General features: G+C 50.2%; 13 protein-coding genes and 2 pseudogenes. 9 read left to right on the plus strand and 6 right to left on the minus strand.

All coding sequences use genetic code 11. The features are described from left to right. The gene (locus AC53GJ_RS16590; RefSeq protein ID WP_496729381.1) at window positions 1-1803 is read right to left on the minus strand and encodes a hypothetical protein; all 1803 of its coding nucleotides are present in this window, start codon (window positions 1801-1803) and stop codon (window positions 1-3) included. 239 nt (window positions 1804-2042) lie between these two features. Here AC53GJ_RS16590 and AC53GJ_RS16595 point away from each other — a divergent pair, with 239 nt between their 5' ends. After that, window positions 2043-2381, plus strand: a complete 339-nt coding sequence (locus AC53GJ_RS16595) for a MerR family transcriptional regulator (RefSeq protein ID WP_496729383.1) — start codon at window positions 2043-2045, stop codon at window positions 2379-2381. A 56-nt stretch (window positions 2382-2437) separates the two neighbouring features. Then, window positions 2438-3313, plus strand: a complete 876-nt coding sequence (locus AC53GJ_RS16600; RefSeq protein WP_496729385.1) for a PhzF family phenazine biosynthesis protein — start codon at window positions 2438-2440, stop codon at window positions 3311-3313. Between the two features lie 72 nt (window positions 3314-3385). Here the strand turns inward: AC53GJ_RS16600 and AC53GJ_RS16605 are convergent, their stop codons facing one another. Then, a complete protein-coding gene (locus AC53GJ_RS16605) occupies window positions 3386-3520 on the minus strand; it encodes a diguanylate cyclase domain-containing protein (RefSeq protein WP_496729387.1) in 135 nt (44 codons plus the stop codon). A gap of 15 nt (window positions 3521-3535) precedes the next feature. After that, window positions 3536-4510, minus strand: a complete 975-nt coding sequence (locus AC53GJ_RS16610) for a LysR family transcriptional regulator (RefSeq protein WP_496729388.1) — start codon at window positions 4508-4510, stop codon at window positions 3536-3538. A gap of 224 nt (window positions 4511-4734) precedes the next feature. Between AC53GJ_RS16610 and hutH the strand changes: the two genes are divergently transcribed. The 3 genes from hutH to hemH all read left to right on the plus strand — a co-directional run bounded on the left by hutH (window position 4735) and on the right by hemH (window position 9510). Next, window positions 4735-6243, plus strand: a complete 1509-nt coding sequence (gene hutH, locus AC53GJ_RS16615; RefSeq protein WP_496729390.1) for a histidine ammonia-lyase — start codon at window positions 4735-4737, stop codon at window positions 6241-6243. An 11-nt stretch (window positions 6244-6254) separates the two neighbouring features. Continuing rightward, entirely contained in the window at window positions 6255-8255 is a 2001-nt protein-coding gene (gene hutU, locus AC53GJ_RS16620; protein WP_496729392.1) for a urocanate hydratase, read from the plus strand. 169 nt (window positions 8256-8424) lie between these two features. After that, a complete protein-coding gene (hemH, locus tag AC53GJ_RS16625; RefSeq protein WP_496729394.1) occupies window positions 8425-9510 on the plus strand; it encodes a ferrochelatase in 1086 nt (361 codons plus the stop codon). Between the two features lie 317 nt (window positions 9511-9827). On the opposite strand, the gene AC53GJ_RS16630 is transcribed toward hemH, so the two are convergent. Further along, window positions 9828-11123, minus strand: a complete 1296-nt coding sequence (locus AC53GJ_RS16630; RefSeq protein ID WP_496729396.1) for a type II toxin-antitoxin system HipA family toxin — start codon at window positions 11121-11123, stop codon at window positions 9828-9830. Beyond that, on the minus strand, window positions 11123-11473 hold the full coding sequence (locus tag AC53GJ_RS16635; RefSeq protein WP_496729398.1) for a hypothetical protein: 351 nt from the start codon (window positions 11471-11473) through the stop codon (window positions 11123-11125). Before AC53GJ_RS16635 ends, AC53GJ_RS16630 begins: the two co-directional genes overlap by 1 nt. A 295-nt stretch (window positions 11474-11768) precedes the next feature. On the opposite strand from AC53GJ_RS16635, the gene AC53GJ_RS16640 reads away from it, so the two are divergent. The 3 genes and pseudogenes from AC53GJ_RS16640 to tnpC all read left to right on the plus strand — a co-directional run. Continuing rightward, a complete protein-coding gene (locus AC53GJ_RS16640; RefSeq protein ID WP_496729400.1) occupies window positions 11769-12143 on the plus strand; it encodes a transposase in 375 nt (124 codons plus the stop codon). Continuing rightward, entirely contained in the window at window positions 12140-12487 is a 348-nt protein-coding gene (gene tnpB, locus AC53GJ_RS16645) for an IS66 family insertion sequence element accessory protein TnpB (RefSeq protein ID WP_496729402.1), read from the plus strand. The genes AC53GJ_RS16640 and tnpB overlap by 4 nt, the downstream gene beginning before the upstream one ends. A gap of 49 nt (window positions 12488-12536) precedes the next feature. Further along, window positions 12537-13439, plus strand: a pseudogene (tnpC, locus tag AC53GJ_RS16650) (IS66 family transposase); the annotation flags it as partial. 7 nt (window positions 13440-13446) lie between these two features. Here tnpC and AC53GJ_RS16655 read toward each other — a convergent pair. Next, window positions 13447-14621, minus strand: a protein-coding gene (locus tag AC53GJ_RS16655; RefSeq protein WP_496732760.1) for an IS3 family transposase whose coding sequence is annotated in 2 segments (ribosomal slippage) — window positions 13447-14354 and window positions 14354-14621 — 1176 coding nt in all. Because the reading frame shifts where the segments join, the coding sequence is not laid out codon by codon here. A gap of 72 nt (window positions 14622-14693) precedes the next feature. On the opposite strand from AC53GJ_RS16655, the pseudogene AC53GJ_RS16660 reads away from it, so the two are divergent. Further along, window positions 14694-15194, plus strand: a pseudogene (locus tag AC53GJ_RS16660) (IS66 family transposase); the annotation flags it as partial. Between the last annotated feature and the right edge of the window lie 160 nt (window positions 15195-15354).

Raw genomic sequence — 15354 nt, forward strand, 5'->3', positions numbered from 1 at the left:
CTATTTTTGCTCCGGCAATGGCTGGGCATTTAAAAAGCCCCAGACAAAATCCGTCTGTAATACCTGCAGCTCGGGGCTGCTGTTATTGTCGCGATAATACCAGTCGGCATGCGGGATACCCTGGTGGCTGCGGAAATAGCCATAATCCGTCAGGCTGGTTTCAAACACCGACAGCGCCAGAAAATGTTTGAAAGTGGGCAGCGCCGGATTTTTACTGCCCGCTTGTTGGCCAAGTCCGGCCACGCCTGCTCTGGCATGGCAACTGATGCAACTGGAGCCGTCCATAAAACCGGCCTCGGTTACTGAATTGCCGAGCATGGTTGGCTGGCCGACTGAATTGACAAAATCGACCTGTGAGCCTTTTAGCCGGTAATTCAGCCAGGCCTGGTCGGTGCTGGCGGGTTCATGCGGATCTTGATCCGGCAAAGTGCCTATTTGCAGCTTTGTCAGCAATTGCTGCCATTGCGCTCTGGCTTGTTCCACCGGATAACCGGCATCTGGCCGGAATACCACACTGCTGTCATTCAGTCGGTCCGACTGCTGGTTAGGTTTGACATAATTGTCGGCGGTGCCAGCCGGTCTTGAGTCGGCGCTGCGATAACCATAAGCATCATTACAACCAATAGTGTCACAGCGGCCTGGCAGGTTGATGTGTTCAAAGGTGGTCCAGACCCAGTTCGGCGTGTCTTTGGAGGAAATATGAAAGGCAACCAGATAATGCGGTCCAGCCAGATTACATTGGGCATCAGGCTGTTCGCTCAGACCTAGCGGCGCCAGATTAATTTGGGTCGATAAATATTTACTGGCGTAAGCCTTGGCATCTGCCGGTAAACCAAGCGCCGCCATCAACTGATGATGCACCCAGTTGCTTTTAATCATCACTGCATCTGCCGGTAAATCGATTTTCACTAACTGCGTTTTACCAGTGGCGGTGGCGGCAACTGCAGCCCGATGATAAGGCGCTTCCTGCTGCAAATTGGCCTGATTGGCAAAAAACACCTCCAGCGCACCATCGGCATTATATAAATTGTGGCGAAACAGGTAATCGTGAAAAGACTGATTGCGAATAGTCAGTTCGGCATTGGTCTGGCGGATAATCCGACCGACACTTTGCGCATCGGCTGGCTTAAAACTTTTCAAAATGGCTGGTACCAAATCCACTGAACCACTCTGTTGTGGCACTGCACTGCAAGACGGCGTGCTGTTACGATCCGCTTTTAGCATGGTTGTGGCGCTGGCCTGGTGCAGCGAATTCAGTTGATGGTGAAACGGAATGCGGGTATGGCGGTTCAGCTCAGCACTGCGCGCCTGAGCAGCGGCTTTCTCCCCCACGGCGCTGGCAAAGGCTTTTAACTGCAACTGATAACGGCGGCCTGGAAACACCGGACAATGGCTGGCACTATTACCAGCAGCACCGGGCTGGCAACAGGCATTGGCCGCTGGCGACTGGCCGGTCTGGCACAGCGGGTATGGCTGTGCCGGCCAGTTTTGCTGTTCATCCGCCCAATTCGACCAGAATTTATCCTGCACAGCTTCGGCAAACAGTTTCCAGGAAAACATATCGGGACAGGTCATCGCCGGGTTGGAAATGGCCTTGCCAGTATCCCGGTTGATGGCCTGCAACTGGCCATCCGACAGCCGCATACTGCAATAACTGGCATCACGGATATCGGCCTGAAAATACATCGCCGAGTCAATAGCGGTCGGCTTGGGATTGGCGGCACTGGCAACACCACAATACAACAGCGGGAGCACTGTGGCAGCTTTCAGATAAGTGAATGTTTTATTGAATGAGATAGCCATATTGCACTCCTGTGGGTTGCCTGAGATTGATCATACAGTTGACTGACAACATCCACAGACTAGATCCAGCGAGTGCAAATGCCAGCCTGCAGAAAGCGGAACAGATGATAATTCTCTGATAAAAAGTAGCAGTGACTGCAACAGAACCGCGACTTGGCCTCGAGTGATGCCGCAGCTGTCAACCATGGCAAAACAGGTTAAAATCCGTTCTGTTGCCAATCCTGCATGAGTGCCTTCTGATGAAAATTGCTGCCGTCAGCCAACAAACCGGCCTGAGTACATACACCATTCGTTATTATGAAAAACAGGGTCTGATCGCCAAGACCAGCAAAGATGGCAGTGGTCATCGTCACTATACAGACAACGAAGTTGAGTTGCTGAATTGGGTCTCCTGTCTGAAAAAATCCGGCATGTCGCTGAATAAAATCCGCAGTTACAGCCAGGCCTGTCAGCAGGGGGAGCAGGCCCAGGCAAGACTGATTTTGCAGCAACATCTGCAAAAGCTGTTACAACAGCAACAGGATATTGCCCATCATATTGAAGTGACAGCAGCAAAAATTCTGCGATTGGGGTCTTGACTTAGAGCATGCTCTAACTTGTTAGCATCGGTCACAGCTAACAACAGGAGAGCAAAATGAAAGTACAAGTTGCGATAGTGCGGGCATTTGTCGAACATCACCAAGGTGGTAATCCGGCGGGTGTCGTATTACAGGCTGACCAGCTGAGTCAGGCACAAAAACAGGCTGTCGCCAAAGCTGTCGGTTATTCCGAAACTGCTTTTGTGTCCGCGTCTGCCGTCGCCGACTTTAAGCTAGAATTTTTTACCCCAAACCGTCAAATCGCTCATTGTGGGCATGCCACAATTGCAGCCTTTAATCTGCTGCGGGCGCAAGGATTACTGCCACAACAACACAGCAGCAAAGAAACCATCGACGGCATTCGAACCATCCGACTGCAGCAGGATCTGGCCTTTATGCAACAGCAGGCTCCAGTCTATCAGTCGGTAGAAGCGTTCCGGCCACTGATTTTATCGGCTTTAGGGCTACAAAACTCAGACATCAGCGCCAATCCGCTGCTGGTGAATACCGGCAATCCGTTTGTGCTGCTGGGTGTACTCGACAAAGCTCGGTTGAGCGCGATAACCCCTGACTTGAACATGCTGGACAAAATATCACAGCAGATTGATTTAATTGGTTTTTATATATTCAGCACTGATACTTATCAACCAGGGCGAGCCGCAACGACCCGGATGTTTGCTCCCAGATACGGTATTGCCGAAGAAGCTGCCACCGGCATGGCAGCTGGACCACTGGCCTGCTACTTACACGATTTTATGCAGCTGAAGCAACAGACGCTGTTGATTGAGCAGGGTTATGCAATGGCAGAACCATCGCCCAGCCTGTTGCAGGTGGAGCTGACGGTAAAAAATGATCTGATTTTAAATCTGGAAACCGGTGGCCGCGCAGCCGTCAGTCACTGGCTGGAGCTGGAGCTGGACCTGGCGGACTAAAGATTGACACCAGCATTGAGGTCAACAGCCAAGGGTCAGATCCGGCAATCAGCGGTTCTGACCCTGCGCCCCTCAGGCACCGGCATAAATCTGCGTTTGATCCCGGCCTTGTTTTTTCGCCCGGTACAAAGCAGTGTCAGCGGCGGCAAATAAATCATCGGCAGCGGCGGCACACTCAGTGGACGCCAAGCCAATACTGACAGTCACAGGCCACCAGCCTTGTTAGCCAGCTTCAGTGTTGAGTCCTTCACCAACTGGCGTGGCCACTGCAGACGAGCCAGCAATGCCCACAGTGTCCGCCAAGGCCTGATGACAGCGCTGGAGCACCTCAATGGTCGCTTGTGCCAGAGGGGAAGCGTTGTGGTTTTTTGAGGTGATCAGCATCACTGGAATTTGATAATGATATTGCTTTGGCAAGATGGCTTTAAACAGGCCTTTGTCGACCCAGGCGCTGGCGTAATGTTCGGGTAAATAACCGATAAATTGACCGGATAAAATCAGCAGCGCTATACCTTCATCGTGGTAAGCGCTGGCGCTGTGCTGGTAATTCAGGCCGTCGTTGCGACTGTCTTTGTCGCGCAGATAGTTACTGCTCACCACTTCGGCTTGTGCCAGCAGCGCTTTAAGATCTTTGTCAGCACAATCAAACAATGGATGCCCCAACCCGCAGTACAGATAATTGGTTTCATTGTGCAGGGGCAAATAATCCAGCCCGCGGATCGGATGCCGGCTCACGCCGATGCCAACCAAAGAGCGGCCGTTCGCCACTGAGGTCTCGACTTCGCGCGCTTCACAGACATAAATTTCAAATTGCAGATTGTCACTTTTGTGTTTTAGCCTGGCAATCGCCTGCGCCACTGCGCAGCGTGGATCACTGATCAAAGTATCGATAATGGCGATGGTGACCCGACCGGACAACTGATGTTTTGAGCCCGCCACTGTGGTGGCAAAAGTCTCACATTGTTGCAGTAATTCCAGCGATGCCTGATAAGTGATGCGGCCAGCATCGGTCAGTTCAAAACCACTGCGGCCACGTTTACACAGGGTCAGCCCAAGACGGATTTCTAAATCAGATAAATGGGTACTTATGGTGGAACGGCCTATATTTAACCGCGACTCAGCCGCAGATAAGCCACCACATTCAACAATGGTGACAAAAATGCGTAATAACCTTAAATCAACGTCCTGCACTTGCATCTGCCTGCTGTCCTGATTGCGCTGCACCACTGGTGCAGCTGCGACTTTTCAGCAGCAGAGCCCAGAGCACATTAGTTTGATAAAGCCGGAATAAGATACGATTATTATGTATTTATAAAACATCAATCGCAAGCTAGCATGCAGGTATCGCTGCACTCGGCTGCTGGCATCCAAGTCGATTCTGTCGGTGCAGACCATCCCATTCACAGTTGAAGGAGTTACCCATGGCGTTTAAATATGGCATAGACCGGTTGGATCTGGACAGCGTCAATGGCATTGCCGATGGCAGTATTGAGGCTATCCTGTGCCCGGAAGCAATAGCCAAACTGAACCTGAGCCGTAGCCGGGTCGAAGTCATGGCCGCTTCTGATAAAGCAATTTATGGCATTAATACCGGCTTTGGCCCACTTTGCGATACCCAAATATCACCGGCTGAAACCGCACTGCTGCAAAAAAACTTATTAATTACCCATGCGGTTGGCGTCGGTGAACCGATCGACAAAGCCATTTCCAAACTGATGCTGATCACCAAAGTGCATGCCCTGAGCCAGGGGTTTTCCGGCGTGCGGTTAGAAGTGGTTGAGCGGATGCTGAAATTTATCGAATTGGATCTGATCCCAGTGGTGCCAGAACAAGGCTCAGTCGGCGCGTCCGGCGATTTAGCACCGCTGTCGCATCTGTTCCTGCCATTAATTGGCGAAGGCGAATTCTGGCATGGTAAAGAAAGTATCCCTGCCCGCGAGGCACTTAGCCAGCATGGTTTAGCCCCGATGGAATTGCAGGCGAAAGAAGGTTTAGGCCTGATTAACGGCACTCAGTTTATTTTATCGCACGGCATCACTGCACTGACCAAGATGCGTTATTTGCTGGATCTGGCGGATGTGGCCGGTGCCATGAGCATCGAAGGGATGCAAGGCAGCGGTTCACCATTTAGACCTGAACTGCATGAAATTCGCCCTTTTGCTGGCAACATCGAAGTCGCGGCGCGGATGCGGCGTTTATTCAAAGACTCGCAAAATATGGCGTCCCACACCGGCTGTGCCCGGGTGCAGGATCCGTATTCACTGCGTTGTATCCCGCAGGTGCACGGCGCATCGCGCAACGCCTACAGCCACTTAAAAGAATTGGTTGAAATTGAGATGAACTCGGTGACCGATAATCCAATCGTGATCAGTGCCGAAGAAGCACTCTCTGGCGGTGGTTTCCATGGCCAACCACTGGCAATGGTGCTGGATTACAACTCGATTGCCGCCGCTGAACTTGGCAATATCAGCGACCGCCGTTGTTATTTGTTGTTAGAAGGCCTGCATGGCTTACCACGGCTGCTGACTAAAGCCGGTGGTTTAAATTCCGGCCTGATGATCCCGCAGTACACCACGGCCGCCTTGGTGACAGAAAACAAATCTTTATGCTTCCCGCCGTCAGCCGATAGCGTGCCAACCTCAATGGGGCAAGAAGATCACGTCTCGATGGGCAGTATTTCAGGTCGTAAACTGAATCAAATTCTCGGCAACCTGGAAAAAATCCTTGCGATTGAACTGATGTACGCAGCCCAGGCGATTGATTTCCGCCGGCCAAACACCTGTTCGGATCTGATAGAGCAAAACCATGCCATCATCCGGGCCAAAGTGGCCAAACTGGAAGAAGACCGCCTGCTGAAGCCGGATATCGACGCCATGATCAAGCTGGTGAAAACCCAGGCCTTGGTTGTTAACTTTGCCGTGAATGCCTAAGGAGCAGCAAGATGACGTTTCAGGATCAAATTAAACAAGGTATTCCGGCACAATTGCCTAAAGCTAAGCCTTATCCGGCCGATGCCAACCGGGCGCCAAAGCGCAAAGACATCTTAACCAAAGCGGAAAAGCAATTGGCGGTGCGCAATGCGCTGCGCTATTTTCCGCAGCAGTGGCACGCTGAACTGGCGGTGGAATTTGCCCAAGAACTGAATGACTTTGGCCGTATTTATATGTATCGCTTTAAGCCAGAGTTCGCCATTAAAGCGCGGCCTATCAGCGATTATCCAGCGCAATGCCAGCAAGCTGCCGCCATTATGCTGATGATTGACAACAATCTCGATCCGGCCGTGGCGCAGCACCCGGAAGAGCTGATTACTTATGGTGGCAACGGCGCTGTTTTCCAGAACTGGGCGCAATATCGCTTAACCATGAAGTACTTAAGTGAAATGGCAGAAGATCAGACCCTGCACATGTATTCGGGCCATCCGATGGGGTTATTCCCATCCTCAGTGGAAGCGCCACGGGTGGTGGTGACCAACGGCATGATGATCCCGAACTATTCCAAACCAGATGACTGGGAGCGGTTTAATGCGCTGGGCGTCACGCAATACGGCCAGATGACCGCCGGTTCTTTTATGTATATTGGCCCACAAGGCATAGTCCACGGCACCACCATTACAGTGATGAATGCCTTTCGTAAAGTGCTGGCCAAAGGCGACAGTCCGAAGGGTAAAATCTTCTTAACCGCCGGTCTTGGTGGTATGAGCGGAGCCCAACCCAAAGCCGGTAATATCGCCAACTGCATCACCGTCTGCGCTGAAGTGAATGCCAAAGCAGCCACCAAACGCCATCAACAAGGCTGGGTCGACGAGCTGATTGATAACATCGAGACGCTGATTGTCCGCGTTAAACAAGCCCAGGCACAGCAAGAAGTGGTGTCTATTGCTTATATCGGCAACGTGGTAGAAGTGTGGGAAGCCTTTGACCAACATGATATTTTTGTGCATTTAGGCTCAGATCAAACCTCACTGCACAACCCTTGGTCGGGCGGTTATTACCCGGCCGATCTCAGCTATGATGAAGCCAATCGTCTGCTGCGCGAACAGCCGGAATTATTCAAAGAAAAAGTGCAGCAGACGCTGAAACGTCACGCCGCTATTGTGAATAAACACACCAGCAAAGGCACTTATTTCTTCGACTACGGCAATGCGTTTTTATTAGAAGCCTCCCGCGCCGGTGGCGATGTGATGGCACAAAACGGTATCGACTTTAAATATCCATCTTATGTGCAGGATATTTTAGGCCCAATGTGTTTTGACTATGGCTTTGGCCCCTTCCGCTGGGTCTGTACCTCTGGTAAGCCGGAAGATCTGGACAAAACCGATGCCATTGCCGCCGCAGTGCTGCAACGACTGATGGCACAAGCGCCCGCAGAAATTCAACAGCAGATGCAAGACAATATCAGCTGGATTTTGGACGCCAAACAAAACAAACTGGTGGTCGGTTCACAAGCGCGGATTTTATATGCCGATGCAGAGGGTCGTGCTGAGATTGCCGCCGCCTTTAACGAGGCGATTAAGCGCGGTGAGATTGGCCCTGTGGTGCTGGGCCGCGACCATCACGATGTCAGCGGCACCGACTCACCATTCCGTGAAACCTCCAACATCTATGACGGCAGTCGTTTTACCGCTGATATGGCCATTCACAACGTGATTGGCGACAGCTTCCGCGGCGCCACCTGGGTGTCGATCCACAATGGCGGTGGTGTCGGTTGGGGTGAAGTGATCAACGGTGGTTTTGGCATGTTGCTTGACGGCTCTGTCGAAGCCGAGCGGCGGTTAAAATCGATGTTATTTTTTGACGTCAATAACGGCATTGCCCGTCGCAGCTGGGCCCGCAATCAAGAGGCTGATTTTGCCATCCGCCGCGAAATGGCACGCACGCCAAAACTGCAAGTGACGCTGGCCCAGCGGGTCGATGATGACCTGCTCGCACAGTTGCCGTTTTAATCATTGGTCTTGACCAGACCGAGCCGGATAGCACAGATCCGGCCCGGTCTGTTTTTTACCACATTTAATCAGACCGATACTGCTACAATTGCCGCTTTGCTTCGCTAAACCATTCGGGCAAAATTGACGTAATCTTCTTTTCATCAGCCAGCAGAGCAACTTGTTACCTATGCGCTATCTCAACACTCCTGATTACAACCACCAACAAACCGACAAAATAGGTATTTTATTAACCAATCTCGGCACCCCTGATGCACCGACGCCAAAAGCGCTGCGACGTTACCTAAAACAGTTTTTATCCGATCCGCGGGTGGTGGAAGTGCCACGGTTATTGTGGTGGCTGATTTTAAATGGCGTTATTTTGCGGATCCGGCCGCGTCGCTCAGCCAAAGCTTATGCCACCGTATTCACCGAGCAGGGCTCGCCATTGCTGTTTAATACCCAAGCGCAAAGTGATGCCATTGCTGCCCAGTTACAGCAACAGGGCCTGCAAAATGTGGTGGTTGATTTTGCCATGCGCTATGGCAACCCAAGTTTTGACACTGTGCTGGAAAAAATGTTTGCCAAGGGCGTCCGGCAATTACTGGTGTTACCGCTGTACCCACAATATTCAGGCTCAACTTCTGCCTCCACTTTTGATGAACTGGCGAAAAACTTTATGCGCCGGCGCTGGCTACCGGATTTACGCTTTATTTCGCATTATCCTGATCACCCGGCTTTTATTCATGCCGCGGCGGAAAAAATCCGCCAGCACTGGCAACAACATGGCCAGGCCGATAAATTGATTCTGTCTTATCATGGCGTGCCAAAACGCTATTTGCTCAATGGCGACCCTTATCATTGTGAATGTTATAAAACATCGCGCCTGATCGCGGAACAATTGGGGCTGCAAAAAGATCAATATCTGACTACTTTCCAATCGCGTTTTGGCCGGGAAGAATGGTTAAAACCTTATACCGATGACACGCTCAAAGCCTTACCGGCCCAAGGCGTGAAAAGCGTGCAAATATTCTGCCCGGGTTTTGCCGCTGATTGCCTGGAAACCATTGAAGAAATTGGCGAAGAAAACAAAGAGTATTTTTTACATGCCGGTGGCGAGCGTTATGAATACATCACTGCACTCAATGCCGAACCTTTGCATATTGCCGCTTTATGCCAGTTAATTCAGCAAAACCTGCAAGGCTGGCAAGTCAGCCCGGATCCAGACCGGGCCACGCGCGCAGAGTGTCTGCGGGCCGAGAAGTATCCGAAATAACAGGACCCCAAATAAACGCCGCCGGAGTGGATGAGCAAGCTTCAGCCACTCCGTTCTTGTGGCGTCGAAGCAACTACAGCACAATCCAATGACCAACAGTGATCAAATGATTAATTGCGTTTAATTTACCACCTCAGTGCAACCGTTCCTTACCACGTGTTGCAAATTAATCGCACCACCACTGTAAGCGGAAAGTACCACTTCGTCAGATCGCGGCTTTGTACCAATTGCAGACATTTGCATTATAGTTATCAAAAATTAGCTTTCGATCCGTTGCTGATATTCATACCTTATCAATCTAAACGTCAGTTGACACACTACAGCCAAGGGCGTGACATTGTTTCCATTCGCGCTCGAATGCGTTTGAACATGACGAGCTTTAGGTCTTCAAAACCTGCCACACTTTCAAAAGCTTTATCCAAATTTTGCGACATTTTTTTAACCAAAAAATGGATCAGTTTCTTAGCAGCCTTTTGGTCCAGCCCCAGTTGAGCGGCAAACGCAACAAAGTCATGTTCAGTGTAATAGCCATAGTTGTCGTATGAACTGGTGCTTTTTGCGTTTTTTACCTCAGTTTCCATGAGCCAGATACTTAGCTCTGATCCGTCGTACTCTTTGTATGGCGCGACTGATACCATGTCATAGATTTTTGAAAATCCGGTCGCAGTATCACTATCGAGCTGCCTGACCAGACTCAGGTTTTTCAGGTGTAAATCGTTATTACCGGCCAGGTACGCCATTAGCACTTGCAAAAAACCATCCCGAAGCACTTGAGCGTGGTAACCGCAGCTTGCATGGGCAACTTTCAATGCGTATTCGTAGGATAATGCCTCGCTACTTTTATTCCCGGGCGCAACATCCATAACAGAGGCTAAATCTTCGATGAATCCGATGCTTCTGCCGGCGGTGTCCAAATCAAAACGACCTGTCACGTAGGCCAGTTCACCACAGGAAAAGGGGACCAGAGCATGATCTGCTACATTGAACCCAACCAACTGGCATAGCCGCATAATGATAAATTCATTGACCGCTAAATGGGGTAAATCTCGTGGAGATGGTTTCACTATGTATGGACCCATACCTACACTTGCTGTCAATGTTTTCTTGGCGCCAGCTTTATGAGTGAGAAACATTTTAGGCTGAACACCTGAAATGGAAGCTCTGCCAAACGACCTGATGGCAACTTCATTAAATTCATCTCTGGCAAAGTCAATGGTGAAACCTTTTAGGTTTTTCTGTGGTCGCTCTGGTATACGGCCTGCTTCTTCATTTTTCAGCAGACTCGGAAGCACCCTGATCGGTCCGATAAGCTCTGCACCATGCGCAAGCAAAAGGCCAAATTTATCATCTACATCAAGTCTAGCCAGCTGTGCCTGATGGCGCTTTACCCACCCCTCGCTCATTAAATTGGTGAAAAATGCCGGCAGATGGTTTTTGCGCAATGGTGCGTCAGTCAGTGGGAGGTTGGTGCCAATCCTGGCGAGCCCGATTTGCAAGTAATTCGTATCATAACGAAATTCATATTCGTAACCAGCCTGAACCGAATACTCAGTGATAGTCCCTGCCAATCTATCATTGCAGTACACGAAACCTATCCGTGTGGGGGCGTCCATTATTTATTCCCTTGACGCTTGCCAATAAAAAGCTGCAAACCAACAGCACCGATCAGACTGTTGAGCTTTCCTACTGATACCACGTCTACGCGCTGTATCGAGTTGTAATAGGTTTGCATCGATACACCAGCAAAAGCTACCAAATCAGAGATAGAAAGATCGCCTCTGTGCGCCTCTATGCTGGATTGCACTGACTCGCTGCTCACCAACCGATACCCTTCCATTGCTGACTGCTGCAATTTAGTCTGGATGCTTTCGTCCAAATGAGCCATTAGCTGCTGAAGCCTGATGCGCTCTTGAACGAGCTCTGGCAGTGATGCTGCGAGGGAATTTATATTATTTTTTGACATATTTACGCCTCGAAATTAATTCATAAAATACATTATCAAACTTTAGCTTATTTTTTTTATTCATAGAGTAATATTGTGATGAGATTAACTTTACAGACAAACTATATTTTATAAATTTTCGAAAATTAATCTATAGATAAAATATTGAGGCGAAAGGTCTGATGTCATGACGATTTTAACGTGCAATTTTAGCTGGCCAACAGCGGATTTTCGTAAGCGTCCGGCCATCACATCTTTTATTAACTGACTGATCACGCATCATAGCTGTCACTGTTCCCAACCGTGAGAGTTATGAATGTCTGCCTTAAAACCATCCGATGTGCGTCGGAGCTTTTCGCCCGAATTTAAATGGCAGGTTGTGCAGGAATCCAAAGCTAGATTACTGTCGGCCTCTGCGTTAGCGCGCAAATATGATGTGAATACCAATCAGCTGTTTCGTTGGGTGCGGGAGGCTCAGCTTGGTAAAGCCTTGTGGGTCCGGCAGGCCAAAAATGAGCAAGCAACTCCTGAGCAACTAAGCCCGTTCCTTCCCATCAGCGTCCAAGCCACTGAAGCACCTCCGGTTGTTTATCAAGGCGCCGTAACTGTGTCGTTTCGTAGCGGTCACCAATTGGTTTTGCACGATGCAACGCCAGACATGCTGCGTCAACTGGTGGCGGCACTGTCATGATGATGTTATCGCACGATGTGCGCATCTGGCTGTGTGCGGGTTACACCGATATGCGCAAAGGCTTTGATGGTCTGGCAGCCATGGCGCAGCATGTCCTGCAAAAAGACCCATTCAGTGGTCATGTGTTTGTCTTTCGTGGGCGACGCAGTGACCGGGTTAAATTACTCTGGTGGGATGGCCAGGGATTATGTTTGTTTTACAAACGCTTGGAGCAAGGCCAGTTCGTCTGGCCACACGTCAAAACCGGTGCTGTACACTTAACTCAGGCCGAGTTGGCGTTGTTGCTCGAAGGCTTAGATTGGCGGCCACCTGCCCGAAAAAATGCGCCGAAAAACACCACATAAGCGCCATTAATCAATGAGTTAGCTTGTTTTTTGTGCTATGATGCACGACATGAAAACGATGGCATCTTCCTTACCCAATGATCCGAAACAGTTGCAGGCAATCATCCTACAGCTGCAGCAAACACTTGCTCAGCAAGAGTCGGTGATTGCCACCTTACGCCATCAATTATCGGTGTTAAAGCGGGCGCGTTTTGGTCGCTCCTCTGAGCTGCTCAACACGCAAATCCATCAGTTGGAACTGCAACTCGAAGAGCTGGAGATGCAGACTGCTGCGCTTCCTAAGCTCAGTGCGCCAACCACCGAAGACACAGCAACACCACGTCGACGCGCTGCTTTACCTGAGCAACTGCCGCGGGAAGAACTGCGCGTTGAAACTACGTGCCAATGCCCGGCATGCCAGGGTGAATTGACTCATATTGGGGATGACGTCTCAGAAATGTTGGATGTAGTCCCGGCTTCATATCGGGTCATTCGCATTGTTCGGCCTAAATTCAGTTGCCAGCATTGCGACATTTTAGTGCAAGGTGTAGCACCAGAGCGTGTGATTAAAAAAGGACTCGCCAGTGCAGCATTGCTCACGCAAGTGGCTGTTGATAAGTACCTCGATCATCAACCGCTGTACCGTCAGGCAGAGCGGATGGAGCGCGAAGGGATTGATGTTGAACGCTCGACCTTAGCTGACTGGGTCGGGCAAATCGGCGCTTTACTCACACCACTTGCAGATGCCATCGGACGTCATGTCAAAGCAGCGCAACATATCTATGCGGACGATACCACAGCGCCAACCCTGTCTCCGGGCAAGGGGCGCACACAAACAGGCCGGTACTGGACCTATGTGCGCGATGGTCGTCCATGGGGTGATACCACAGCGCCAGCGGTCTGGTTACAATACAGCGAAGACCGAAAAGGCCTGCACCCGACAACCCATTTAAAAGGCTATCAAGGTTCGCTTGTAGTGGTCAACTAATTTTGGCCACATCGTTGTAGCCAAGCCAGTACCTGCGCTCGGATTCATTCGGAGCCAAACCACCGTTATAGTGATGTGGCCTGAGCTGGCTGTAATAGCCCAGCATGTAATTCAGTATCTCTCGTTCTGCTTGAGCAAATGAGCTGTAACCTACGGTCGGAACCCATTCTGTCTTTAAGCTTCTGAAGAAGCGCTCCATCGGGCTATTGTCCCAGCAATTACCACGACGACTCATGCTTTGCCGAATTTGAAAGCGCCACAGCAATTGCCGGAACTTGGTACTGGTGTAATGGCTGCCTTGGTCTGAATGGAACATCACTCCTTCAGGCCGACCTCTGGATTCAAACGCATGACTAAGCGCCTTGCCGGTTAATTCACTGTCAGGCGAGAACGACATGGCCCAACCAATTGGTTTTCTTGCAAATAAATCCATCACTACAGCTAAGTAAGCCCAGCGGTTGCCTGTCCAGATGTAGGTCACATCGCCACACCACACCTGATTTGGTTTGGTTACGGCAAACTGGCGCGCCAGCAAGTTTGGGATATCAATCCGTTCACTGCCTGTCTTTTTATATGAATGCGCCGGTTGCTGGCAGCTGATAAACCCTAGTTTTTCCATGCATTTAGCCGCCAGGTATCGGCTCATTTTAACACCCTGAGTGCTTGCCATCGTTGCAATGCTGCGAGAGCCTGCGGAGCCATTGCTGGCATCAAACAGCTCCCGGACTTTGCTTAGCCGAACAACCTGCTCTGGCTGAATCGCCTTGGGCTTTTTCCAATACTTAAAGCTGCTGCGATGGACTTCAAACACCCGGCACAACTGCGCCACGGCATAACTCTGCTTGAGCTGAGCAATTATCGTGAATTGTTCAGCGAGTCCGACATCAAGAGAGCTGTAGCCTTTTTTAGGATTTCTTTTTCCAGCTCTATCTGTTTGATTCGCTTCTCTAATTCGCGAATTTTAAGTTGGTCTGGCGTCATCGGTGTGGCTTTGGGCGTGATGCCTGAGCGCTCTTCACGCAACTGCCGAACCCATTTATCCATGGTGGATTTACCAACATTCATCGCTGCCGCTGCTTTAGCAACCGAGTAACCTTGGTCGAGCACCAGTTGGGCACATTCCAGACGAAATTCTGGGCTAAAAGTAGGTCTTGTCTTTTTGTTCATCATGTCACCTAATTGCTTACGAGGTATAGCATAACACCTCTAATCAGGTGGCCAAATTCAGTGTGCCACTACAAAGCGATAAAGATAATCCAATCGCTGTATGTGGTTGAAAAGCAAGCACGCGGCCAACCACCGAATGCACGAGAACACATCCGGGCGACACAAGCAAAGCCAATTCTGGAGCGCTTCCATACCTGGTTGCAGGCAACCTTGCGCACCTTATCAAAAGGCTCGCCGTTGTCCAAAGCCATTCACTATGCGCTTAAGCAGTGGGATGCGCTGGTTGCGTATGTCGACAATGGCTATGCTGAATTAGACAACAACAGCGCAGAGCGGTCATTGCGCCCCATCGCCTTGGGCAGGAAAAACTACCTGTTTGCAGGCTCTGTCGCCGGTGGGCAGCGTGCGGCTGTGCTCTACTCGATACTCGGTACTGCCAAACTCAATGGCATCAACCCGAATCACTATCTAACTGCCGTTCTCAAACGCATCGGCAATCACCCAATCAACCGCATCGATGAACTACTACCATGGAACATCGACTTAGCACCACAATCTGGCGACGCAATTTAAGACACTCAGTGTCCACTAAAATTAAGTGGACACTTAAATTAGAGCATCAACCTGTGATCGCCGGACGCTTACGGATTTTCTGCAGTGTTCTCCCCTAAATGCCTGGTTAACTAATGTTGATTTGATAAAACTGGTTAATTGCATTTCATTTACCACCAGA

The sequence above is a fragment of the Rheinheimera sp. B2H12 genome (assembly GCF_059620065.1).

Excerpts from the sequence above, each read along its gene's own strand:
- AC53GJ_RS16590 (WP_496729381.1), bottom strand. The coding sequence starts at position 1,803 with ATGGCTATCTCATTCAATAAAACATTCACTTATCTGAAAGCTGCCACA.
- AC53GJ_RS16595 (WP_496729383.1), top strand. The coding sequence starts at position 2,043 with ATGAAAATTGCTGCCGTCAGCCAACAAACCGGCCTGAGTACATACACC.
- AC53GJ_RS16600 (WP_496729385.1), top strand. The coding sequence starts at position 2,438 with ATGAAAGTACAAGTTGCGATAGTGCGGGCATTTGTCGAACATCACCAA.
- AC53GJ_RS16610 (WP_496729388.1), bottom strand. The coding sequence starts at position 4,510 with ATGCAAGTGCAGGACGTTGATTTAAGGTTATTACGCATTTTTGTCACC.
- hutH (WP_496729390.1), top strand. The coding sequence starts at position 4,735 with ATGGCGTTTAAATATGGCATAGACCGGTTGGATCTGGACAGCGTCAAT.
- hutU (WP_496729392.1), top strand. The coding sequence starts at position 6,255 with ATGACGTTTCAGGATCAAATTAAACAAGGTATTCCGGCACAATTGCCT.
- hemH (WP_496729394.1), top strand. The coding sequence starts at position 8,425 with ATGCGCTATCTCAACACTCCTGATTACAACCACCAACAAACCGACAAA.
- AC53GJ_RS16630 (WP_496729396.1), bottom strand. The coding sequence starts at position 11,123 with ATGGACGCCCCCACACGGATAGGTTTCGTGTACTGCAATGATAGATTG.
- AC53GJ_RS16635 (WP_496729398.1), bottom strand. The coding sequence starts at position 11,473 with ATGTCAAAAAATAATATAAATTCCCTCGCAGCATCACTGCCAGAGCTC.
- AC53GJ_RS16640 (WP_496729400.1), top strand. The coding sequence starts at position 11,769 with ATGTCTGCCTTAAAACCATCCGATGTGCGTCGGAGCTTTTCGCCCGAA.
- tnpB (WP_496729402.1), top strand. The coding sequence starts at position 12,140 with ATGATGATGTTATCGCACGATGTGCGCATCTGGCTGTGTGCGGGTTAC.